General features: G+C 69.6%; 16 protein-coding genes. 13 read left to right on the top strand and 3 right to left on the bottom strand.

The genetic code is table 11. The annotated features are described in order from the left end of the window. The first annotated feature begins 31 nt into the window (after positions 1–31). From HEP81_RS19420 to HEP81_RS19410, 3 genes are all read left to right on the top strand, one after another. Positions 32–343: a hypothetical protein gene (locus tag HEP81_RS19420; RefSeq protein ID WP_037650437.1), complete on the top strand. Its 312-nt coding sequence runs from the start codon at positions 32–34 to the stop codon at positions 341–343. 177 nt (positions 344–520) lie between these two features. Further along, positions 521–1,642 carry a lipid II:glycine glycyltransferase FemX gene (locus HEP81_RS19415; RefSeq protein WP_037650435.1) on the top strand — a complete coding sequence of 374 codons (1,122 nt, stop codon included), beginning with the start codon at positions 521–523 and terminating at the stop codon, positions 1,640–1,642. Between the two features lie 82 nt (positions 1,643–1,724). Further along, positions 1,725–2,756, top strand: a complete 1,032-nt coding sequence (locus HEP81_RS19410) for an alanine racemase (RefSeq protein WP_037650433.1) — start codon at positions 1,725–1,727, stop codon at positions 2,754–2,756. A gap of 128 nt (positions 2,757–2,884) precedes the next feature. Here HEP81_RS19410 and HEP81_RS19405 read toward each other — a convergent pair whose 3' ends face one another. Next, a complete protein-coding gene (locus tag HEP81_RS19405) occupies positions 2,885–4,429 on the bottom strand; it encodes a glycosyltransferase family 87 protein (protein WP_172636906.1) in 1,545 nt (514 codons plus the stop codon). 129 nt (positions 4,430–4,558) lie between these two features. Next, a complete protein-coding gene (locus HEP81_RS19400; protein WP_037650431.1) occupies positions 4,559–7,261 on the bottom strand; it encodes a transglycosylase domain-containing protein in 2,703 nt (900 codons plus the stop codon). Between the two features lie 395 nt (positions 7,262–7,656). On the opposite strand from HEP81_RS19400, the gene HEP81_RS19395 reads away from it, so the two are divergent. From HEP81_RS19395 to HEP81_RS19385, 3 genes are all read left to right on the top strand, one after another. Next, positions 7,657–8,340: a PadR family transcriptional regulator gene (locus tag HEP81_RS19395; RefSeq protein WP_037650428.1), complete on the top strand. Its 684-nt coding sequence runs from the start codon at positions 7,657–7,659 to the stop codon at positions 8,338–8,340. Positions 8,341–8,383: 43 nt separating this feature from the next. After that, positions 8,384–9,466, top strand: coding sequence for an inositol-3-phosphate synthase (locus HEP81_RS19390; protein ID WP_037650425.1), 1,083 nt, complete (start codon positions 8,384–8,386; stop codon positions 9,464–9,466). 112 nt (positions 9,467–9,578) lie between these two features. Continuing rightward, positions 9,579–10,883 carry an MFS transporter gene (locus HEP81_RS19385; RefSeq protein WP_051849814.1) on the top strand — a complete coding sequence of 435 codons (1,305 nt, stop codon included), beginning with the start codon at positions 9,579–9,581 and terminating at the stop codon, positions 10,881–10,883. A gap of 65 nt (positions 10,884–10,948) precedes the next feature. On the opposite strand, the gene HEP81_RS19380 is transcribed toward HEP81_RS19385, so the two are convergent. Next, positions 10,949–12,415 carry a CCA tRNA nucleotidyltransferase gene (locus HEP81_RS19380; protein ID WP_037650422.1) on the bottom strand — a complete coding sequence of 489 codons (1,467 nt, stop codon included), beginning with the start codon at positions 12,413–12,415 and terminating at the stop codon, positions 10,949–10,951. A gap of 275 nt (positions 12,416–12,690) precedes the next feature. Here HEP81_RS19380 and HEP81_RS19375 point away from each other — a divergent pair, with 275 nt between their 5' ends. The 7 genes from HEP81_RS19375 to trxA all read left to right on the top strand — a co-directional run bounded on the left by HEP81_RS19375 (position 12,691) and on the right by trxA (position 22,509). After that, positions 12,691–15,063, top strand: a complete 2,373-nt coding sequence (locus tag HEP81_RS19375) for a DUF6049 family protein (RefSeq protein ID WP_037650419.1) — start codon at positions 12,691–12,693, stop codon at positions 15,061–15,063. Positions 15,064–15,109: 46 nt separating this feature from the next. Beyond that, the gene (gene murJ, locus HEP81_RS19370; protein ID WP_037650416.1) at positions 15,110–17,503 is read left to right on the top strand and encodes a murein biosynthesis integral membrane protein MurJ; all 2,394 of its coding nucleotides are present in this window, start codon (positions 15,110–15,112) and stop codon (positions 17,501–17,503) included. A gap of 118 nt (positions 17,504–17,621) precedes the next feature. Beyond that, on the top strand, positions 17,622–19,337 hold the full coding sequence (locus HEP81_RS19365) for a protein kinase family protein (protein ID WP_037650413.1): 1,716 nt from the start codon (positions 17,622–17,624) through the stop codon (positions 19,335–19,337). Between the two features lie 26 nt (positions 19,338–19,363). Continuing rightward, positions 19,364–20,086 carry an RNA polymerase sigma factor SigM gene (gene sigM, locus HEP81_RS19360; RefSeq protein WP_037650410.1) on the top strand — a complete coding sequence of 241 codons (723 nt, stop codon included), beginning with the start codon at positions 19,364–19,366 and terminating at the stop codon, positions 20,084–20,086. Next, positions 20,083–21,003 (top strand): anti-sigma factor family protein, encoded by a 921-nt coding sequence (locus HEP81_RS19355; protein ID WP_037650407.1) that lies wholly within the window; start codon positions 20,083–20,085, stop codon positions 21,001–21,003. Before sigM ends, HEP81_RS19355 begins: the two co-directional genes overlap by 4 nt. Positions 21,004–21,150: 147 nt before the next feature. Further along, positions 21,151–22,122 carry a thioredoxin-disulfide reductase gene (gene trxB, locus HEP81_RS19350; RefSeq protein WP_037650404.1) on the top strand — a complete coding sequence of 324 codons (972 nt, stop codon included), beginning with the start codon at positions 21,151–21,153 and terminating at the stop codon, positions 22,120–22,122. Between the two features lie 57 nt (positions 22,123–22,179). After that, a complete protein-coding gene (gene trxA, locus HEP81_RS19345) occupies positions 22,180–22,509 on the top strand; it encodes a thioredoxin (RefSeq protein ID WP_037650402.1) in 330 nt (109 codons plus the stop codon). Positions 22,510–22,561: the final 52 nt, after the last annotated feature.

Raw genomic sequence — 22,561 nt, 5'->3', positions numbered from 1 at the left:
ACGATGCGCCGCCTTCCGCAGGAGGTGCCCCATGGCACAGGCTTTGCAGCCCAACACCGCCGGATCCCTCTTCGCCAGCGACGGCAAGACCCATCCGCTCCCGGACATCCTGATGGCCGTGACGCTGGTCCTGGGCCTGCTGTCCTTCATCACCGCGTTCTTCCCCGGCCTGCACCTGCTCACGTCCTGGGCCGGTCTGGTCGGCATCGTCACCGGCGCGTACGGGCAGTGGGTCTCGGTGACCACGCGCGAGCGCTTCGGGCTGATCCTCGGCCTCGGCGCCTCCGGGGTCGGCCTGCTGATCGGCATGTCGAACGGCGGGCTGTTCGGCGGCCTGTTCTGAGGCGGTCCCTCCCGAGACGGCCCCCGCGAAGACGATCTCCGCGGGGGCGGCCTCGCGCGGGCGGGCCCTTCTGAGCCGTCCGCCCCATCGGGGTGCTCAGCGGGCGCAGTAGGCTTCGGCGCGAGAGCCGGAGCCCCTGAACCCATGGGGACACACCAGCCCGAGGAGCGCCCCGACATGAGCCTGACCCTGAGGACCATCAGCCGAGAGCAGCATCTGGCATTCATCCAGAGCCTGCCGTCGGCGAGCCACATGCAGGTCCCGGCCTGGGCCGACGTGAAGGCGGAGTGGCGCTCGGAGAGCCTCGGCTGGTTCGACGAGCGCAGCGGTCAGCTGGTCGGCGTGGGCCTGGTCCTCTACCGCCAGCTGCCCAAGATCAAGCGCTACCTCGCCTATCTGCCCGAGGGCCCGGTCATCAACTGGTACGCGCCGAACCTGGACGACTGGATCCAGCCGATGCTCGCGCACCTGAAGCAGCAGGGCGCCTTCTCCGTGAAGATGGGCCCGCCGGTGATCATCCGGCGCTGGAACGCCGAGACCATCAAGAAGGGCATCCAGGACCAGGACGTCAAGCGCCTGCGCGACCTGGAGGCCGACTACATCGAGCCGCGCGCCTTCGAGGTCGCCGACAAGCTGCGCCGCATGGGCTGGCAGCAGGGCGAGGACGGCGGCGCGGGCTTCGGCGACGTCCAGCCGCGCTACGTCTACCAGGTGCCGCTGGCGAACCGCTCCCTGGAAGAGGTCCACAAGAACTTCAACCAGCTTTGGCGCCGCAACATCAAGAAGGCCGAGAAGGCCGGCGTCGAGGTCGTCCAGGGCGGCTACCAGGACCTCGCCGAGTGGCAGCGGCTGTACGAGATCACGGCCGTGCGCGACCACTTCCGGCCGCGCCCGCTGTCGTACTTCCAGCGCATGTGGACGGCCCTCAACACCGAGGACCCCAACCGCATGCGGCTGTACTTCGCCCGGCACAACGGCGTGAACCTGTCCGCGGCCACCATGCTGATCGTCGGCGGGCACGTCTGGTACTCCTACGGCGCCTCCGACAACATCGGCCGCGAGGTCCGGCCCTCGAACGCGATGCAGTGGCGCATGCTGCGCGACGCCTACGCCCTCGGGGCGACCGTCTACGACCTGCGCGGCATCTCCGACTCGCTGGACGAGTCGGACCACCTGTTCGGCCTGATCCAGTTCAAGGTCGGCACGGGCGGACAGGCCGCCGAGTACCTCGGCGAATGGGACTTCCCGCTGAACAAGCTGCTCCACAAGGCGCTCGACATCTACATGTCGCGCCGCTGAGCAGCCGGCGTTTGATTCCATAGGGTTCACAGCACTTCACCCCCGATACACCTCAGCCACGAGAAAGGGTCCGGGTCCGGCCATGGCGCTCACGCTCTACGTCGACACCGCGCGCTGGCGGGCGCACCACAAGCACGTGCAGGAGCAGTTCCCGGGCCTGGTCCCGGTCTGCAAGGGCAACGGCTACGGCTTTGGGCACGAACGGCTCTCGGAGGAGGCCACCCGGCTCGGCTCGGATCTGCTCGCCGTCGGCACCACGTACGAGGCCGCGCGCATCAAGGACTACTTCGGCGGCGACCTGCTGGTGCTGACGCCCTACCGGCGCGGCGAGGAGCCGGTGCCGCTGCCCGACCGGGTGGTCCGCTCGGTCTCCTCGATCGACGGTGTGTACGGCCTGGTGGGCGCGCGTGTCGTCATCGAGGTGATGTCCTCGATGAAGCGGCACGGCATCAGCGAGCAGGATCTGCCGCAGCTGCACCAGGCCATAGAGAACGTCCGCCTGGAGGGCTTCGCCATCCATCTGCCGCTGGACCGCACCGACGGCTCGGACGCCGTCGAGGAGGTCATCGGCTGGATGGACCGGCTGCGCGCCGCCCGACTGCCGCTGCACACGATGTTCGTCAGCCACCTCAAGGCCGACGAACTCGTCCGGCTCCAGCAGCAGTTCCCGCAGACCCGGTTCCGCGCCCGCATCGGCACGCGGCTGTGGCTGGGGGACCACGAGGCGACCCAGTACCGCGGTGCCGTCCTGGACGTCACCCGCGTGACCAAGGGCGACCGGTTCGGCTACCGGCAGCAGAAGGCGGCCTCCGACGGCTTCCTGGTGGTCGTGGCGGGCGGTACGTCGCACGGGGTGGGCCTGGAGGCGCCGAAGGCCCTGCACGGCGTCATGCCGCGCGCCAAGGGCGTCGCCCGCGCCGGTCTCGCCACGGTCAACCGGAACCTCTCCCCGTTCGTCTGGGACGGCAAGCAGCGCTGGTTCGCCGAACCGCCGCACATGCAGGTGTCGATCCTGTTCGTGCCCTCGGACGCCGCGGAACCCAAGGTCGGCGACGAGCTGGTGGCCCATCTGCGGCACACCACCACGCAGTTCGACCGCATCGTGGACTGCTGAGACCGGTTCGAGTCCGCCGGTAACGGACAACAGGAAGGCCGTACACGGAACTGCGTGTACGGCCTTCTTCGCGCCCTCGTCCTTCACCCGGGCCGAAGCGGCGCGGGCCGTTCAGCCGAGCCGTTCGCTCACAGCGAACGGCCCTGGGGAGGCGCCGCTTCCGGCCTGCCCCACTCCACCTGCGGCGCCTCGTACGGGGCCGCGTGCCGGGGCGGACGGGCCACCGCGGTGAACGCGAAGACGTCCTCCGCCCCGTCGAGCACCCCGCCCGAGGGGTCGTCGTCCCCGGACCGGCGCACCACGTCCCGCTCCGGCATCAGGATGTCGCGTACGACGACGGCGCACAGGTACAGCGTGCCCAGCAGATGCAGGGCGATCGCCCACTGGTAGCCGTGCGTCGGCAGGCCCTTGTGGGCGTCTCCGCTGGTCGTGTAGGCGAGGTACATCCAGATGCCGAGGAAGTACGCCACCTCGCACGCCTGCCAGATCAGGAAGTCCCGCCACTTGGGCCGGGCGAGGGCCGCCAGCGGCACCAGCCAGAGCACGTACTGCGGCGAGTAGACCTTGTTGGTGAGGATGAAGACCGCCACGATCAGGAAGGCCAGCTGGGCGAAGCGCGGCCGGCGCGGGGCGGTGAACGTGAGCACGGCGATGCCGATGGAGCACAGCACCATCAGCACCGTGGCGGCGGTGTTCACGAAGTCGGTGCTCGGCGGGTGGTCCGAGTTCTGGGACCAGATCAGCCAGAACGAGCCGAAGTCGACGCCCCGGTCATGGCTGAACGAGTAGAACTTCGACCAGCCCTGGAAGGCGAACAGCATCACCGGCAGGTTCACCACCAGCCAGGCGCCCACCGTTCCCGCCGCCGCCTGCACGAACTCCCGCCATCTGCCCGCCCGCCAGCACAGTACGAACAGGGGGCCGAGCAGGAGCACGGGATAGAGCTTGGCGGCCGTGGCGAGCCCCAGGAGGATGCCGAAGGCGACGGGGCGGCCGCGGGCCCACATCAGCATCGCGGCGGCCGTCAGCGCCACCGCCAGCAGGTCCCAGTTGATGGTGGCGGTCAGCGCCGCCGCGGGCGCCAGAGCGACCAGCAGGCCGTCCCAGGGGCGCCGGCGGTGGGTACGAGCCACACAGACGGCGAGTACGGCCGTACAGACCATCAGCATCGCGGCGTTGACGAACCAGTACCACTGCTCCTGGTGCTGGATCCCGCCGCTGTGCGGGGTCAGCCAGGAGGCCACCTGCATGAACACTCCGGTCAGCACCGGGTACTCGAGATAGCCCATGCCGCCGGACAGGTCGTCCGGGAGTCTGTCGAAGTAGGGCACGAGGTGATCGGCGAATCCGCGGCCCTGGTAGAGGTGCGGGATGTCCGAGTAGCAGGCCTTCGTGTACTGGGAGCTGGCGCCGAAGAACCAGGCGCTGTGGTAGCACGGCGCCTTCTGGACCAGGCCCAGGGCGAACATGCCGATCGCCACGAGCGCCACGATCCGCACGGGCGTCCACCAGGAGGTTCCGAGCAGGGCGTACCGCCCGATGGGGCCGCCGACCAGTTCACTGCCGGCCGCCGCGACCTCGTCCTCCCTGGTCGGCCGCACCGGCTCCGGCGGGGCGGACCGCTCCGGTTCGGGCTCGTACACGCCCGGGGGTGTCATCTCTGCACTGGGCATGGGCCACATCCTGCCGTACCTCCCCATGAAAACGCGGAGGGCCGCCGCACCTGGTCGGTGCGGCGGCCGATGTTTCACGTGAAACAGGCAGAGCGGGAGATATGGCCGCCAACCGGTCGGACCGGGGGGTCAGCCCGCCGGTCCCCAGATGGTTCCTCCGTTGCCGTTGCCATTACCCCGGGTCCCGCCGGCGGCGCCGGGATCGGTGGCCGTGGTCGAGGGCGTCGGCCCACCGTCCATGCCGCCGGTGCCGTTCCCGCCGGGGCCGTTGCCGTTGTCACCGCCGTTGCCGTTGCCGCCGTCGGTGCAGCCGAAGAAGCCACAGCTCTGGCTGTTCGTCGGGCTCGGAGAGACGCTGTCGCTCGGCGACGGGCTCGTGGACGGGCTCGTGGACGGGCTCGGCGAGGTCGACGGGGTCGGCGTCGGGCTCGGCTCGGGGTTCAGCGCGACGCCGATGGGCTCGGGCGCCGGGAACGTCAGCGCCGGCTGACCCTGAAGCGCCTGGGTCATGTAGTCGTGGAAGATCTCGGACGGGAACGAGGCGCCGTGGATCTGCTTCTGGCCACCCGTTCCGTACATCTCCAGGAACGTGCGGTTCTTGTTATTCGCGTTGTCGTCCAGGCGGAACATGCTGATCGCGGTGGACAGCTGCGGGGTGTAGCCGACGAACCAGGCCGACTTGTTGCCGTCGGTGGTACCGGTCTTGCCGGCCACCTCACGTCCGGGCAGCCGGGCGTTGGTACCCGTGCCCTTGTCGACCACGGTCCGCAAGACGTCGGTGACGTTGTTCGCCACGTTCGCCGAGTAGGCCTCCTTCGACTTCACCTCGTGCCGGTAGACGACCCCGTCCTTGCTCTCGACCTTGTCGACCGAGTACGGGTCGGTCTGCTGACCGCTGTTGGCGAAGGTGCCGTAGGCCCCGGCCATACGGATGGCGCTCGGGTCGGAGGTGCCGATCGAGAAGGACGGGTAGTTGGAGCTGGCCAGGCTGCCCTTCAGCAGACCCGCGTCCAGCGCGGACTGCTCGACCTTGTCCAGGCCCACGTCCATGCCGAGCTGCACATAGGCCGAGTTCACCGAGAACTGCATCGCCTCACGAAGGTCGATCTTGTAGTCCGGCGCGTCACCGACGGACTCATTGCCGTCGTTGGTCTGGAGCCACTCCTTGCCGTCCTTGTCCGTCCAGACACTGTGGTCGTAGTTCTCGATCTTGAGCTTGTTCTTGCCGCTGTACAGGCTCTTGGGAGAGGCGATCGTGCGCTCGTCCAGGCCCTGGTCCGCCGGACCGTGCGGGTCGCGCACGCCCCACTTCATCGAGGCCGCCAGCACGAAGGGCTTGAACGTGGAGCCCACCTGGGCGCCGGTCGAGTCGGCGTTGTCGGTGAAGTGCTTGGTCGCGTCCTCACCGCCGTAGATGGCCCGGATGGCGCCCGTCTTCGGCTCGACCGAGGCTCCGCCGAACTGGACGTACTTGTCGTACTTCGGACGTACGTCGGGCTTGATGTTCGCCTTCTGGACCTTCTTGACGGCGGCTTCCAGCGCGTTGACCTTCTTCTTGTCGAAGGTCGTGTGGATCCGGTAGCCGCCCTTCTGGAGATCGTCCGCGGTGACATGGGTCTTGTCACTGTTGTTGATCAAGTAGGACTTGGCGAGGTCGACGAGGTAGCCCACCTGGCCGCTGAGCCGGCTGTTCGAGCGCGGGTTCTGCGAGTGGGGGAGCGTCGTGTACTTGGCACGTTCGGCGGCGCTCAGATGGCCGTACTTGACCATCTTGTCGAGGGTGTCCTGCATCTGCCCCAGGGCGCGCTTCTTGTTCGCCTCGGCCGTGGCATTGGGGTCGAGGGACGTGGCGCCGGCCGGGTCGTAGTAGGTGGCGCCCTTCAGCATCGCCGCGAGGAAGGCGCACTGGCCGGGGTTGAGCTGCTTGGCGTCGATGTTGAAGTAGGCGCGCGAGGCCGCCTGGATGCCGTAGGCACCGCGACCGAAGTACGCCGAGTTCAGGTAACCGGCCATGATCTTCGGTTTGGGCACCTCGGTGCCCACCTTGATCGCGACGAAGATCTCCTTGAACTTGCGGGAGAGGGTCTGCGACTGGTCGTCGAGCATGGCGTTCTTGACGTACTGCTGGGTGATCGTCGAGCCACCCTGGGTCTGACCGCCCCTGGCCATGTTGAAGACCGCTCGGGCGATACCCGACGGGTCCACGCCGCTGTCGGTCTCGAAGGTCTTGTTCTCCTGGGAGATGACGGCGTACCGCATCTCCTTGGGGATGTCCTCGTAGTTGATGATCTGCCGGTTGGTCTCGCCACCGGTCGCGACCATCACCGATCCGTCGGACCAGTAGTAGACGTTGTTCTGCGCCTGCGCGGTCTTGGCCACGTCAGGGACGCCCACCATCGCGTACCCGATGCCGGCGACGGCCACGAGGCAACCGACGAAGCCGATGAACACGCCCGACACGAGCTTCCAGGACGGCACCCACCGGTGCCACCCGTACTTGTCCGCGCGGGGATAGTCGATGATCCGCTTCTTGCCGGGCGGGGTCGTACGCCCCCGACCGCGTCCGGGTCCGGACGGGCCGCCGGGGCCACCGCGGCGGCCGCCTGCGGGCTCGGCTGCTCTGCGGCGTCCACCACTGCTTCTCTGGGCCGCGCGCCGGGCCTCGGCGCGGCCGCCGAGCGACCGTGCCTCGTCTCCCGGAGAGTCGGCAGGCGATCCGCTGGCGCCTCGCGGTGCCGCGCGGCGACCGGGGGACGAACCGGGCTGGCCGCGTCGGGCCGCGGCACGTCCGCCTCCCTGCGGCTGCGGCGGTTTGCGACGGTGCTCGCTCATCGAACGATTACTCCTCGGGCAGGCGCACCCTTGCGCACCTGGACTGGCGGCTGGTTTCCGGTCCCCCCGACGTACGGATGTGGTCGGTCGCGCATTCACCCGTACTGCACCGGGGACGACGACGCTCCCCAGGCGTCGCATGGTTCCCGGTGGTCTGCATGCCGCACAGACTACGCACCGCCAAAACCCACCGAGCCCCGAAGTTCACCCCAAACCAGGCAAGTTGCCTCCTACGAATCGGTTATGTGATCCCGTTCACCACCGTCCCCCTTGTCGCACGCGTGACGTCGTTCTATCGTGCTGATGTATCGAGTCGATACATCAGCACGAGATAAAGACGCTGAGAAGGCACTGGGAGACCTGCGGTGGGAGCCGCGGGCCGGGAGGAGGCGACGATGAGCCGGCGCTCCGGCATCCTTGAGTTCGCCGTGCTCGGCCTGCTGCGCGAGTCCCCCATGCACGGTTACGAGCTGCGTAAACGACTCAACACGTCCCTGGGTGTGTTCCGCGCTTTCAGCTACGGGACCCTGTATCCCTGCCTCAAGACGCTGGTCGCGAGCGGCTGGTTGACCGAGGAGCCGGGCAACACCCACGAGGACGCCCTCGCCGCTCCCCTCACCGGACGCCGCGCCAAGATCGTCTACCGGTTGACGGCGGAAGGTAAGGAGCACTTCGAGGAACTGCTCTCGCAGACCGGTCCCGACGCGTACGAGGACGAGCACTTCGCCGCACGGTTCGCCTTCTTCGGGCAGACCTCGCGCGATGTGCGCATGCGCGTGCTGGAGGGCCGGCGCAGCCGGCTGGAGGAGCGTCTGGAGAAGATGCGCACCTCCCTGACCCGGACGCGGGAGCGCCTGGACGACTACACACTCGAGCTCCAGCGCCACGGGATGGAATCCGTGGAGCGCGAAGTGCGCTGGCTGAACGAGCTCATCGAGAGCGAGCGAGCCGGACGGGACCTGAGAAGTCCCTCGTCCGGGGGGCCCGCTCAAGAGGACACCACCACTGGATCGACGGGCGGCCTGCCCCGTACCGGGAGCACCTCCCGTACGGATCCGCCCGGCGACACCGCCACGTGAGTCCCAGTCAGGGCCTCACTCGTACACACAGGGAGCAACCGGAATGGGTTCGGTTCGCGTAGCCGTCGTCGGCGTGGGCAACTGCGCCGCGTCGCTGGTGCAGGGAGTCGAGTACTACAAGGACGCCGACGCGGCGGCCAAGGTCCCCGGCCTGATGCACGTGCAGTTCGGTGAGTACCACGTGCGCGACATCGAGTTCGTGGCCGCGTTCGACGTGGACGCCAAGAAGGTCGGCCTCGACCTCGCGGACGCGATCGGCGCCTCCGAGAACAACACCATCAAGATCTGCGACGTCCCGAACACCGGCGTCACCGTGCAGCGCGGCCACACCCTCGACGGCCTGGGCAAGTACTACCGCCTGACCATCGAGGAATCGGAGGCCGAGCCGGTCGACGTCGTCCAGATCCTGAAGGACAAGCAGGTCGACGTTCTCGTCTGCTACCTGCCGGTCGGCTCCGAGGACGCGGCGAAGTTCTACGCCCAGTGCGCCATCGACGCCAAGGTCGCCTTCGTCAACGCCCTTCCGGTCTTCATCGCCGGCACCAAGGAGTGGGCGGACAAGTTCACCGAGGCCGGCGTGCCGATCGTCGGTGACGACATCAAGTCCCAGGTCGGCGCCACCATCACGCACCGCGTCATGGCGAAGCTGTTCGAGGACCGCGGTGTCATCCTGGACCGCACGATGCAGCTGAACGTCGGCGGCAACATGGACTTCAAGAACATGCTCGAGCGTGAGCGCCTGGAGTCCAAGAAGATCTCCAAGACGCAGGCCGTCACCTCCCAGATCCCCGACCGGGACCTCGGCGAGAAGAACGTCCACATCGGCCCGTCCGACTACGTGGCCTGGCTGGACGACCGCAAGTGGGCCTACGTCCGCCTTGAGGGCCGCGCCTTCGGCGACGTCCCGCTGAACCTGGAGTACAAGCTGGAGGTCTGGGACTCCCCGAACTCCGCCGGTGTCATCATCGACGCCCTGCGCGCCGCGAAGATCGCCAAGGACCGCGGCATCGGTGGCCCGATCCTCTCCGCATCCTCGTACTTCATGAAGTCCCCGCCGGTGCAGTACTTCGACGACGAGGCCCGCGAGAACGTCGAGAAGTTCATCCGCGGCGACGTCGAGCGCTAAAGCTCGACACCGCCCCACGGGGAGCCGCTCGTACAAAAATCGCTCCTGCCAGGGCTGTGAAGGTCCCCGGGTCCTGACCCGGGGACCTTCCGCATATGTGAGGCTGTGCCCCATGCCCGTCGTCCGTGACCTGCGCGTCCTGTTGCGCCTGCGGTACTTCCGGCGCCTGCTGTACATCCGTCTGCTGTCCCAGGGCGCCGACGGCGTCTACCAGGTCGCGCTCGCCGCCTACGTCGTCTTCTCCCCGGAGAAGCAGACCTCGGCCGCCGCGATCGCCTCGGCGATGGCGGTACTGCTGCTCCCCTATTCACTCGTCGGCCCCTTCGCGGGCGTCCTGCTGGACCGCTGGCAGCGCCGCCAGGTGTTCGTCCACGGCAATCTGCTGCGCGCCCTGCTGGCCGTCGGCACCGCCGCGCTGATGGCGGGCCACGTCCCGGCCTGGCTCTTCTACGTCTCCGCGCTGTGTGTCACGGCCGTCAACCGCTTCATCCTCGCCGGGCTCTCCGCGTCCCTGCCCCGGGTGGTCGACGCCGAGCGCCTGGTGATCGCCAACTCCCTGTCCCCGACGGCCGGCACGCTCGCCGCGACCGCCGGGGGCGGACTCGCGTTCGGGGTACGGCTGCTGTCCTCGGGCTCCGATGCCGCGGTGGTGCTGCTGGGCGCCCTGCTCTATCTGTGCGCGGGCCTGGTCTCCTTGAACATGGCGCCCACGCTCCTCGGCCCTGACCGGCAGCAACTGCAACCTCATCTGCTGACCGCGCTCGCCGACACGGCCCGCGATCTGCTTGCCGCCATCCGGCATCTGGCCGCGCCCCGGCGCAGGGAGGCGGCCTGGGCGCTGGCCTCGATGACGCTGATGCGCTTCAGCTACGGCGCGTTGCTCGTCCTGCTGCTCATGCTGTGCCGCTACACCCTCGCGTCCGGCCCCGACGAGGGACTGCGGCTGCTCGGTCTGGCGCTGGGTCTGTCCGGTGCCGGGTTCTTCGTGGCGGCCGCGGTGACTCCCTGGGCGGCGGGACGGCTGGGACCCCTGCGCTGGATCGTGGTGTGCTCGGCGGCGGCCGCGGTGCTGGAGCCCGCCCTCGGTCTGCCGTTCGCCACCGGACCTCTGCTCGTCGCCGCCTTCGTACTGGGGCTGATCACCCAGGGCGCCAAGATCGCGACCGACACCATCGTCCAGTCCTGTGTGGACGACGGCTTTCGCGGACGGATCTTCTCCGTCTACGACGTCCTCTTCAATGTGGCCTTCGTCGGCGCGGCCGGGGTGGCGGCCCTGATGCTCCCACCGGACGGCAGATCACCGTTGCTGGTCGTCCTGGTCGCCGTGATCTACGCATTCGTCGCCGCGCTGCTGGCGTACTTCGAACGGCTGCTGCGGGGAGCCGGGAGACGGAAAGAGGGTCGATGTTTCACGTGAAACATCGACCCTCGTGCGGCCGGCCCGGCGGATGTTTCACGTGAAACACCGGCCGGGCCGGACCCTCACTCCTGTCCGGCCCACCACTCCTTGAGTGCGGCCACCGCGGCCTCGTGCTCCATCGGGCCGTTCTCCAGCCGCAGCTCCAGCAGGTGCTTGTACGCCTTGCCGATCACCGGGCCGGGAGTGACGCCCAGGATCTCCATGATCTGGTTGCCGTCGAGGTCCGGACGGATCGAGTCCAGCTCCTCCTGCTCCTGGAGCTGAGCGATGCGCTCCTCCAGACCGTCATAGGCCCGGGACAGCGCGGCCGCCTTCCGCTTGTTGCGGGTGGTGCAGTCGGAGCGGGTCAGCTTGTGCAGGCGGTCCAGCAGGGGTCCAGCGTCACGGACGTAGCGGCGGACCGCCGAGTCCGTCCACTCCCCGGTGCCGTAGCCGTGGAAGCGCAGATGAAGTTCGACCAGTCGTGAGACGTCCTTCACCAGCTCGTTGGAGTACTTCAGCGCGGTCATGCGCTTCTTGGTCATCTTGGCGCCGACCACCTCATGGTGGTGGAAGGAGACCCGGCCGTCCTTCTCGAAGCGGCGCGTGCGCGGCTTGCCGATGTCATGCAGCAGCGCGGACAGCCGCAGCGCGAGGTCGGGGCCGTTCTCCTCCAGCGCGATCGCCTGCTCCAGCACGATCAGCGTGTGCTCGTAGACGTCCTTGTGCCGGTGGTGCTCGTCACTCTCCAGGCGCAGTGCCGGCAGCTCGGGCAGCACATGGGCGGCGAGCCCGGTGTCGACGAGCAGGGTCAGGCCCTTGCGCGGGTGGTCGGAGAGGATCAGCTTGTTCAGCTCGTCCCGCACCCGCTCCGCCGAGACGATCTCGATGCGCCCGGCCATGTCCGTCATGGCGGCGACGACCTCGGGGGCCACCTCGAAGTCCAGCTGGGCGGCGAACCTGGCGGCCCGCATCATCCGCAGCGGATCGTCCGAGAAGGACTCCTCCGGCGTGCCCGGGGTCCGCAGCACGCGGGCCGCGAGGTCCACCAGGCCGCCGTACGGATCGATGAACTCCTTCTCCGGCAGAGCCACGGCCATCGCGTTGACCGTGAAGTCCCGGCGGACCAGGTCCTGCTCGATGGAGTCGCCGTAGGAGACCTCGGGCTTGCGCGAGGCGCGGTCGTACGCCTCCGACCGGTAGGTCGTGATCTCGATCTGGAAGGTCATGTCGGTGTCCCCGACCCGGGCGCCCTTGTGCGCGCCGACGGTGCCGAAGGCGATCCCCACCTCCCAGACCGCGTCGGCCCAGGGCCGGACGATCTTCAGCACGTCCTCGGGACGGGCATCGGTGGTGAAGTCCAGATCATTGCCGAGCCGGCCGAGCAGTGCGTCGCGCACCGACCCCCCGACCAGGGCGAGGGAGAAACCCGCCTCCTGGAATCGGCGGGCGAGATCGTCGGCGACGGGCGCCACCCGCAGCAGCTCGGTGACCGCGCGCTGCTGGGCCTGGCTCAGGGCGGAGGGAGTGTCTTCGTTGGGGTTCGGCACAACAGAAGAGGGTACGTGCCCCGGGCGCACCGGGGCGCCCCTAATCGGCCCGGAACCCGGCCCGGAGCGGGCCGAGGCCGGCTTCCGGCATACCCGTGCAAGCGCAGCTCTTGCGGCGTACAGCCCCTCTCCCCTCGATACTGGATATAGAGGACGGGTCGTATCCGCCCAGCGATCTTGTGACCTGGACCGCGGCACTTCCGCTCGGCGCACCTCGTTACCATGCGGGGACGCACATTCCGACGACCACTGAGACGACGAGGACGGGCGAGCGCGTGGCCGAGGCGGCTGACTTCCAGGGGACCAGTGCCTCACCCGCGCGCCGATGGCTGCGGCGCACCGGAGCCCTGCTCGCCGGGGCGCCCCTGCTGGCCGGGCTGCTCCAGCTGCCCGCGGCCGCGCCGGCCGCCGCCGCCTCCGGGGACCCGGTGTCCGTCGCCCTGGACTCGATGAGCCCCAACGCCCCCACGGACGGTGACACCCTCACCGTCTCCGGCACGGTGACCAACAACGGCAAGCAGGCGGTCACCGGCGCCCATGTGGGCCTGCGGGTCGGCCCGATATTGAACACCCGCTCCGGGATCAACGACGTGGCCCAGCACCCGGACGAGCTCCAGGGGGTCAGCGGCTCCGAGGTCGGCGACAAGTACGCGCAGAAGTTCGCCAAGCTGGCGCCGGGCGTCGCCGAGCACTTCAGTATCTCCGTGCCGGTGGACAAGCTCGACCTGGGCGCGAACGGTGTCTACGAGTTCGGGGTCGCCCTGTCCGGGCAGACCTCCGCCCAGCCCTGGCAGCAGGTGCTCGGCGTCCAGCGGACGTTCCTGCCGTGGCAGCCGTCCGACGCCGACACCAGGACCAGGACGACGGTTCTGTGGCCGCTGCTGTCCACCGTCCATATGACGGCCAAGACGGGCGCCGGTCAGCTCCAGACGCCGGTGTTCCTCAACGACGACCTGGCCAAGGAGCTCGCGCCGGGCGGCCGGCTCGACCAGATGGTCAGCCTCGGCAAGGATCTGGACGTCACCTGGGTGATCGACCCGGACCTGCTGGCCTCCGTGGACGCCATGGCGTCGGGCAACTACCGGCTCCAGGGGGAGGGCGACACCACCGTCGCGGGCCCCAAGGAGCACCAGGCGCTCGCCAAGCAGTGGCTGGCGAGCCTCCAGAAGGCGGTCGTGGGCAAGGAGGTCGTGGCGCTGCCCTTCGCCGACCCCGACCTGGCCTCGCTCGCACACCGCGGCACCAGCGTCACCGGCTCCCTCAGCCATCTCAAGGACGCGACCGATGTCGCCGCGACCACCGTGAAGACTGTGCTCCACGTCATACCGAGCACGGATTACGCATGGCCGGTGAACGGCGCCGTGGACCCGTCGATCATGAGGGTCGCGACCTCCGCCGGCGCGGACCGGGTGATCGCCCGCAGCGACAGCCTCCAGGAGACGGCCGGGCTGTCGTATACGCCCTCCGCCGCCCGCCCGGTCGGCGGCGGCACCACAGCGGTCGTGGCCGACGCCAAGCTGTCCACGGCCTTCGAGGGCGATCTGACCAAGGCGGCCGACTCCACACTCGCCGTGCAGGAGTTCCTGGCCCAGAGTCTTGAGATCAACGCGCAGACGGACCAGCAGCGCAGCATCGTCGTCGCCCCGCAGCGCCTGCCCACGGCGGCCCAGGCGCAGGCGATGGCCGCGGCCGTGCGGGCGCTCCAGGGCGGCACCTGGTCCCAGGCACAGGACCTGACGGCGGCGGCCAAGGCCAAGCCCGACCCGAGCGCCACCACGCGTATCCCGTCGACCTCCGTCTATCCGACGTACCTGCGCCGGCAGGAGCTGCCGGCCTCGGCCTTCGAACAGATCGCCCGGACCCAGGACAAGCTCGACGACTTCCAGGTGATCCTCTCCGACCAGTCCCGTGTGGTCACCCCGTTCGGGCGGGCCATAAACCGCGGGATGTCCACATCGTGGCGGGGCCAGAGCGATGACGGGGACGCCTTCCGCAACGGCGTCGAGGGGTGGCTGGACGATCTGGCCGGGCAGGTCAGGCTGATCGACAAGTCCGAGACCAAGCTCTCCGGACGCAGCGCGACCATCCCGGTGACCGTCCAGAACAACCTCGTCCAGCCGGTCGGCCACCTGGTGCTGCGGCTCACCTCGACCCAGCCGACCCGACTGAAGATCGGCGGCAAGGCGTACTACGAGCAGCCCGTCGACATCGCCGGCGGCCACGCCCAGTCCGTGAAGTTCACCACCTCGGCCAACGCCAACGGCCGGGCCACGGTGATCGCCCAGCTGTACACCGAGGACGGCCAGGAGTACGGCGCCCCCGTCACCTTCGACGTGAAGGTCACCGAGGTCACGCCCACGGTGATGCTCGTCATCGGCGGCGGTGTGCTGCTCCTCGTCCTCGCCGGGTTCCGGATGTACACCCAGCGCAAGCGCGCGGCCGCCCGCCAGGCCGGGGAGGGCGGCGCGGGCACCGCGAGGGAGGACTCCGACGGGCCGGGGAACCCCGAGGCGCCCGGGGATCGTCTCCCGGAGGAGTCCGACTCCGCCGCAGGGGCAGACGACCCGGAGCAGCCGAGTGACCCTGCGCCGGACACCGCACCGGAAAGCACCGACCCGTCCGGGACGGGTGAGAGAGTGGACCGTTGAGCGATGTCGTGGCCGGTGGGCCCGGGACGATGAGGTGGGGTAAGGCATGAACGCGCCGTACGACGGTGACCGCGGCCAGGGCGCGGCCGGCTCGGGCTACCCCGAGACGCCGCCCGAGCCCGGCCAGGTGCCGCCGCAGCAAGCGGCGGACATGTACCTCCAGGACGCCTACGACCAGGACCCCTACCGGGCTCACGATCTGACCGCCCAGGACCCGGTCGCGGAGGCGCTCTACGACCGTGCCGCGCACCCCCCGCCGCCCCCGGGCACCTACGAGCAGCCGCTGTACGCGCAGCCCGCCCAGTCGCCGTACGCGCCCGACCCGCGGGTGTGGGCGCAGACCCCGGCGCCCGAGCCGGACGGCGCGGCGCCCTATCTGCCCTACGGCGACGATCCGCGCACCACCCAGTTCGTGGGCGTGGACGACCTGGTCTCGAACTCCGGCGAGGAGTACCACGAGCCGGACGCCTTCGCGCATCTCTTCAAGGACCAGCAGCAGGGTTCCGGCCACGCGCCGATGGATCCCCCGGGCGTCCCGGGACCGGCCGCCGCGCCGGGCATGGGCGCCGCGCCGGGCGGTCAGTACCCGCCTGCCTACGGCCGGCAGCCGCAGCAGCAGAATCCGTACGCCGGGCAGGGCTACCCGGCCGCGCCCACCGCGCCCTACGCCTCCGCCCAGAACCCGATGCAGCCCCCGGTGCCCGCACCGGTCGGGGCTCCGGCCCCCGGCGTCCCCTCCGGCTCCGGCCCGGCCGAGACGGTCATGGCGCCCGTGGCCTCCGTGGCGACCGCCGCGCCCGCCAAGAAGGGCGGCAAGGTCGGCGGGCTGATGAAGTCCAGCGCCGTCATGGCGGCCGGCACCCTGGTCTCCCGGCTCACCGGCTTCGTCCGCTCCGCGCTGATCGTCTCCGCGCTCGGCCTCGGCTTCCTCGGCGACTCCTTCCAGGTCGCCTACCAGCTGCCGACCATGATCTACATCCTCACCGTCGGCGGTGGCCTCAACTCGGTCTTCGTGCCGCAGCTGGTCCGCTCGATGAAGGAGGACGAGGACGGCGGCGAGGCCTTCGCCAACCGGCTGCTGACCCTCGTGATGGTGGCACTGGCCGCGCTGACCGCTCTCGCGATGTTCGCGGCGCCGCTGCTGGTGCGCATGCTGTCCAACCCGGTGGCCAGCAACCCGGCGGCCAACGAGGTCGCGGTCACCTTCACCCGCTACTTCCTGCCCTCGATCTTCTTCATGGGCATCCATGTGGTGATGGGCCAGGTTCTCAACGCGCGCGGCAAGTTCGGCGCGATGATGTGGACCCCGGTTCTGAACAACATCGTCATCATCGTGTCGCTGGGCATGTTCATCTGGGTCTACGGCACCGCCGCCCACTCCCATATGACGGTCACGAACATCCCGCCGCAGGGTCAGCGTCTGCTCGGTGTCGGTGTGCTGCTCGGCCTGGTCGTGCAGGCGCTGGCGATGATCCCCTATCTGCGCGAGACCGGGTTCCGGATCCGGCCGCGGTTCGACTGGCGCGGCCACGGCCTCGGCAAGGCGGCGGCACTCGCCAAGTGGACGGTCCTGTTCGTCCTCGCCAACCAGGCCGGCGCCATGATCGTCACCCAGCTGTCCACCGCGGCCGGCAAGGACTCCGGCGTCTCGGGCACCGGTTTCGCCGCCTACGCCAACGCCCAGCTGATCTGGGGCCTGCCGCAGGCCATCATCACGGTCTCCCTGATGGCCGCCCTGCTGCCGCGCATCTCCCGCTCGGCATCCGAGGGCGACGGCGGCGCCGTACGCGACGACATCTCACAGGGCCTGCGGACCACCGCGGTCGCCATCGTCCCGGTCGCCTTCGGCTTCGTGGCGCTGGGCATCCCGATGTGCACCTTGATCTTCGGCAGCTCGGGCACCAGCTCGGCCACCAACATGGGCTACATGCTGATGGCCTTCGGCCTCGGCCTGATCCCGTTCTCGGTGCAGTACGTCGTCCTGCGCGCCTTCTACGCCTACGAGGACACCCGCACCCCCTTCTACAACACGGTCATCGTCGCCGCGGTCAACGCGGGCGCCTCGGCCCTGTGCTTCTTCCTGCTGCCGGCCCGCTGGGCGGTCTCCGGCATGGCGGCCGCGTACGGCATCGCCTACGCGATCGGCGTCATCGTCGCCTGGCGGCGGCTGCGCAAGCGCCTCGGCGGCGACCTGGACGGCGCCCGGGTGCTGCGGACGTACGCCCGGCTGTGCATCGCCTCGGTACCGGCGGCACTGCTCAGCGGCGCGGCCTGCTACGGCATCGGGCACACGCTCGGCCAGGGCGCCATCGGCTCCTTCGCGGCACTGCTCGTCGGCGGAGCCGTACTGCTCGGTGTCTTCTTCGTCGCCGCCCGCCGGATGCGGATCGACGAACTCAACTCGCTCGTGGGAATGGTGCGCGGGCGTCTGGGCCGCTGAGGCGGGGGTAAGCGCACAACCATCGTCCGCCGCCGTGTGTCGTGCATAGCGGCGGACTGTGGGCACAATTGGTTTCGGCGTCGGACAGCGTGCAACGGATGGGGAGGCAGGGACGACGGTGGCGGAACGGAGCACGGCTGCCGTCGACGTGGCAGACAACAGCGGCGAACAGCCGCTGACCGCGAAGGCGGACCAGTCCACGGCCGACGGGGTGGCCAAGAACCCGGAGCGGGACACGGACGGCAGCGAGGGGCAGGGGAGCGACGCGGAGGGTTCTCTCAAGCAGGCCTCACCGCCCGAACTGCACAGCGGTCACAAACTCGCCAGACGCTACCGGCTGGAGGAGTGCGTCACCCGACTGGACGGATTCAGCAGCTGGCGTGCGGTCGACGAGAAACTGCGCCGCGCGGTCGGCGTCCATGTACTGCCGGCGGACCACGCACGGGCCCGCTCGGTCCTCGCCGCGGCCCGTTCCTCCGCGCTGCTCGGCGACCCGCGCTTCGTCCAGGTCCTCGACGCCGTCGAGGAGAACGACCTCGTCTACGTCGTCCATGAATGGCTGCCCGATGCCACCGAGCTGACCGCCCTGCTGACGGCCGGTCCGCTGGAGCCGCACGACGCGTACCAGATGGTCAGTCAGGTGGCCTCGGCCATGGCCGCCGCGCACCGTGAGGGCCTCGCCCATCTGCGACTGAACCCCAACGCGGTGCTGCGCACATCGACCGGCCAGTGGCGTATCCGCGGCCTCGCGGTGAACGCCGCGTTGCGCGGCATCAGCTCCGACACCCCGCAGCGCACCGACACCGAGGCGATCGGCGCCCTGCTGTACGCGGCGCTGACCCAGCGCTGGCCCTACGAGGACGACGCGTACGGTCTGTCGGGCCTCCCCAAGGACGTCGGGCTCGTCGCACCGGACCAGGTGCGGGCCGGCATCCACCGCGGCCTGTCCGAACTGACCATGCGCGCACTCGCCAACGACGGGGCCACCGCGTCCCGGCACGAGGCGCCGTGCACCACGCCGGAGGAGCTGGTGAAGGCGATCGGCGAGATGCCCCGCATCCGTCCGCCGGAGCCCGCGTTCACCGCACCGCCCGAGTACCAGCGCACGACCTATCAGCAGGGCACCTACGGCCGCCCGGCGCCGCACCCCGGCGCCGCCCAGCCGATCGTTGCTCCGCCGCCCCCGTTGCAGAGCCGCACCGGCAAGGCGCTGAAGTGGGCGGTCTCCGCCCTTCTCATCGCCGCTCTCGGCCTGGGCAGCTGGCAGTTGGCGGACGCTCTGATGGACCAGGGCGGCAAGTCGAACGACACCAACAAGAGCCGCACCACGGACGGCGGCGACAAGACCTCCAAGCAGTCGTCGGCACCGATAAAGATCCAGGGCAGCCAGGAGTTCGTCGCGGAGGGCGATCCCCAGAGCGCCGCCAATGTCGCCAAGACGTACGACGGCAACCCGTCGACCTACTGGAAGACCAAGTCCTTCAACGACGGTCCGCCCATCGCGCCGCTGAAGCCGGGCGTCGGCATCGTCTACGACCTCGGCTCGGCCACCCAGCTCGACAAGGCCATGCTCAGCCTGCGCTACGGCGGCGACCACACCACGGTCGAGCTGTACGCCGCGGACTCGCTGACCCCGCCGTCGCTGGACTCGATGACCCGGATCGGCACGGTCACCACCACCGGCACCACCGCTACCGTGAAGGTCACCAAGCAGCTGAAGACGCGGTACGTCCTCGTCTGGCTGACCGCGCTGCCGAACTCCGGCTACGACTCCACGCTGTACTCCAGAGCGGGCTACAAGCAGGCCATCGGCGAAGTGCAGTTCACGGGCTGACCTCGCTACCCGGACCGGAGGGGCAGATGGCGGAGGACGCCGGATACGACGGGGTGAGCGACCAGGAGCTGCTCGCCCGCCATGTGCAGGGCGACGCCGACGCCTTCGGAGAGATCGTACGGCGGCATCGGGACCGGCTCTGGGCGGTCGCGCTGCGCACGCTGGGGGACCGCGAGGAGGCCGCCGACGCGGTGCAGGACGCCCTGGTGTCCGCCTACCGGGCCGCGGGCACCTTCCGGGGCCAGTCGGCGGTGACGACCTGGCTGCACCGGATCACGGTGAACGCCTGTCTGGACCGCGCCCGCAAGGCGGCCACGCGCAAGACCGCCCCAGTGGACGACACCGAGCGGCTGGAGCAGCTGCTGGAGCCGCACGAGTCCGCGTCCGCGCCGGCCGAGCGCAATGATCTGCACCGCCAGCTGATCGAGGCGATGGGCACCCTGGCGCCGGAGCAGCGGGCCGCGCTGGTCCTCGTGGACATGCAGGGCTACCCGGTCGCCGAGGCCGCGCGGATCCTCGATGTGCCGACCGGCACGGTGAAGAGCCGGTGCGCCCGGGGCAGAGCCCGGCTGCTGCCACTGCTCAGCCATCTGCGTCCCGGGCACGGCAGCACGGAAGAAAACAGTTCTGGCCGGAACCGGGTGGAAGGGACATCCGTCCCATCGGCAACGGAGGCTTCCGACGCGAGCCTCCCGCATGCGGGACCGACCGATTCAGCCGTAGCGAAGGGCGGAGGTGGGCGAGCGTGACATCGACGACGGCCACGGCCGGGCACCCGGACGTCACCGAGATCTCCGACCTCGCCGAGGGGCTTCTCCCGCCCGAGCGCGGCACGGACGTACGACGCCATCTGGGCGGCTGCGAGCTGTGCGCGGACGTCTACGCCTCCCTGGAGGAGATCCGGGGGCTGCTGGGATCCGCACAGGCGCCGGAGCCGATGCCGGTCGACGTGGCCCAGCGCATCGATGCCGCCCTGGCCGCCGAGGCTTTGCTCAACACTTCCGGGCCGGACTCCACGGGTCATGTTTCACGTGAAACATCGGTCCCCACCGAGCACCCGGCACCCGCGCCGACCGACCGTCCCGCTGACCGTCCTGTCGATCGCCCGGCCGGCCGGGCGGGGGCCGCGACCGGGCCGGGCCGAAAGAAGAACGGACCCGGCCGCCGCCGCAGGGCCTTCGTGCTGGGCGGTGTGCTGACCGCCGCTGTCCTGGGCGCCGGTGCGTTGGTGTTCCAGTCGCTCGGCGGCGGCACCTCCTCCACGACGGCCAAGGGCGAGCCCAGCGCGTCCGCCGGTGCGTTTTCCGGAAGCAGCGTCCAGAACCAGGTACGGGATCTGCTGGCCACGAAGAAGAGTCCTCAGCGGGAGGACAGCCAGCGGCCGCGTTCCGGGCAGAACACCCCGCAGACGGGCGAGAGCGCGAACACGCTCCTCCAGCCCCAGGTCGCCGTCCCCGAGTGCGTCCGACGGGCGGTCCCCCGGGGCGAGCAGGCGCTGGCCGCGAAGACCGGTACCTATGCCGGGAAGAGTGCCTATCTCGTCGTCCTTCCCGACCTCCAGGACAGCGCGCGCGTGACGGCCTATGTGGTCGACGCCGCCTGTGTCGGGCAACAGCCCGTCTCCGCCGGCAAGGTTCTGCTGAAGCAACCCGTCGCTCGTCCCTGACCCCCGGTACCGGCCAGTCGTTCTCTGCGCGCGTGTGCCCGGACACAGCGGGAATGCGCGCCCCGTAGGATCCGTTGGGTGGGGTGAGAGACCCGAAAGGGCCTCTCCCCGGTCGACTGACGCAGACCAGAGACGAGGAATCTAGCCGTGAGCGATGTCCGTAATGTGATCATCATCGGCTCCGGGCCCGCAGGCTATACGTCGGCGCTGTACACCGCCCGCGCATCCCTGAAGCCCCTGGTGTTCGAGGGCGCCGTCACCGCCGGTGGCGCACTGATGAACACCACCGAGGTGGAGAACTTCCCGGGCTTCCGTGACGGCATCATGGGCCCCGACCTCATGGACAACATGCGGGCGCAGGCCGAGCGCTTCGGTGCCGAGCTGATCCCGGACGACATCGTCTCGGTCGACCTCACCGGGGAGATCAAGACCGTCACCGACACCGCGGGCACGGTGCACAAGGCCAAGGCCGTCATCGTCACCACCGGCTCCCAGCACCGCAAGCTCGGCCTCCCGAACGAGGACGCGCTGTCCGGCCGCGGTGTCTCCTGGTGCGCCACCTGTGACGGGTTCTTCTTCAAGGACCAGGACATCGCCGTGATCGGCGGCGGCGACACCGCGATGGAGGAGGCCACCTTCCTCTCGCGCTTCGCCAAGTCCGTGACGATCGTCCACCGCCGGGACACCCTGCGCGCCTCCAAGGCGATGCAGGAGCGCGCCTTCGGCGACCCGAAGATCAAGTTCGTGTGGGACAGCGAGGTCGCCGAGATCCAGGGCGAGCAGAAGCTCTCCGGCCTGAAGCTTCGCAACCTCAAGAGCGGCGAGCTGTCCGAGCTGCCCGTGACGGGTCTGTTCATCGCGATCGGCCACGACCCGCGCACCGAGCTGTTCAAGGGTCAGCTGGACCTCGACGAGGAGGGCTACCTGAAGGTCGCCTCCCCCTCCACCCGCACCAATGTGACCGGTGTCTTCGCCGCCGGTGACGTTGTCGACCACACCTACCGTCAGGCGATCACTGCGGCCGGCACCGGCTGCTCCGCCGCCCTGGACGCCGAGCGCTTCCTCGCCGCCCTCGCGGACGAGGACCAGGCCGAGCCCGAGAAGACCGCCGCGGTCTGACGCTCCTCTCAGCTTCCTCCCCCCTCCCCGCCCCACGATCAAGTTAAGGAGCCCAGCGTGGCCGCCCTGAAGAACGTGACCGACGCCTCCTTCGACGAGGACGTCCTCAAGAACGACAAGCCCGTCCTGGTGGACTTCTGGGCCGCCTGGTGCGGTCCGTGCCGCCAGATCGCCCCCTCCCTGGAGGCGATCGCGGCCGAGCACGGCGACAAGATCGAGATCGTCAAGCTCAACATCGACGAGAACCCGGCCACGGCCGCCAAGTACGGCGTCATGTCCATCCCGACCCTGAACGTCTACCAGGGTGGCGAGGTCGCCAAGACCATCGTCGGCGCCAAGCCCAAGGCCGCGATCGTCCGCGACCTCGAGGACTTCATCGCCGAGTGATGTTTCACGTGAAACATTGAAGGGGCCGACCTCCATGGGTCGGCCCCTTCGT

Source organism: Streptomyces griseofuscus, from assembly GCF_014673495.1.
GTDB lineage: Bacteria > Actinomycetota > Actinomycetes > Streptomycetales > Streptomycetaceae > Streptomyces > Streptomyces murinus.
Note: the sequence above shows the minus strand (reverse complement) of the source record. Positions and strands in the feature narration are given on the sequence as shown.